This is a genomic window from Spirillospora sp. NPDC049652, assembly GCF_040675125.1.
Lineage (GTDB): Bacteria > Actinomycetota > Actinomycetes > Streptosporangiales > Streptosporangiaceae > Spirillospora.
On record NZ_JBFAOF010001507.1, the window covers coordinates 1 to 1,194 of the forward strand.

Here is a 1,194-nt window from a genome sequence, read left to right on the forward strand (position 1 = left end):
GTCGCCAGCCCGCGCACCCGCGTCGCCCGCTCGCTCCCGCCGCCGGACGAGGGAGTGCCGTACTCGGGCCCGTACACCGGGACGGGCTGGAACATCGCCAGCGACCTGGACGAGCAGACCGAGCTCGGCGCGGTGTTCGCCCGCACGCTGATCCGCGCCCAGCTCCGCACGGCGCTGTGCACCGGCGGCCTGGTGCTGCTGGTCGTCGCCCTGCTGCCGTTGCTGGAGCTCCTGCCGGGCGAGTCGCACGCCCGCCTGCTCGGGCTGCCGCTGCCGTGGCTGGAGCTCGCCGCAGGGATCCAGCCGCTGTGGATCTTCGCCGCGCGCCGCCAGGCCCGGCTCGCCGAGTCCGCCGAGCACGACTTCGCCCACCTGGTGGGCCGCTCATGACCGGTCGGGCCGTCCCGTCCGTCCGGGGTTTCCGGACCGTCCGGGACGCGCGCCCGGGCGGGCGGACGGCGCGGCGCGGCGGGCGACGGTGACCGGGGTCGCGCTCGCCGTCGCGCTGTCGGTGCTGACGGTGGTGGCCGCGACGCTCGGGTTCGGGTCGGTCGGCCGCCGCTCCGGCGCCACCGCCTCCGACCTGATGGTCGCCTCGCGCGGCGTGGCGCCGCTGTGGAACGCCTCGGCGATCAGCAGCGAGTACATCTCGGCGGCGGCGTTCCTCGGCACCGCCGGGCTCGTCCTCGCCTACGGCTCCGACATGCTCTGGCTGCCGGTCGCCGCGACCGGCGGGTTCGTGCTGCTCGTCGCGTTCGTCACCGCGCCGCTGCGGCGCTCCGGCGCGTACACGATCTCCGACTTCGCCGAGTGGCGGCTCGGGTCGGTCGCGGTGCGGCGGACGGTGTCGGCCTGCGTCTGCTTCATCGGCTGGTTCTACCTGCTGCCGCAGTTCCAGGGCGCGGGCGTCACGCTGCGGGTGCTGACCGGGGCGCCGGTCTGGGCGGGCTGGGCCCTGGTCGTCGCGGTCGTGCTCGTCCTGACGCTGTCCGGCGGGATGCGCAGCATCACCGACGTCCAGGCCGTCCAGTTCTGGGTGAAGCTGGTCGCCATGGCCGTCCCGGCGGCCGCGCTGCTGGTGCTCTGGCGGCTGGACGGCGCGGACGCGCCCCCGGGCCCGCCGGTGTTCGGCCGGGCCACGACCATCCGGGTGCAGACCGAGTCGGCCGTCCGGGTGTCGGCGGCGACCGCCGT

Annotated in this window: 2 protein-coding genes; both read left to right on the forward strand. The window is 76.3% G+C overall.

All coding sequences use genetic code 11. The features are described 5' to 3' along the window. Positions 1-390 (forward strand): hypothetical protein (locus tag AB0J52_RS41500; RefSeq protein ID WP_500188770.1); only part of this gene is annotated, 390 nt, incomplete at its 5' end. Positions 391-478: 88 nt separating this feature from the next. Further along, positions 479-1,194 (forward strand): sodium:solute symporter family transporter (locus AB0J52_RS41505; RefSeq protein WP_500188772.1); only part of this gene is annotated, 716 nt, incomplete at its 3' end.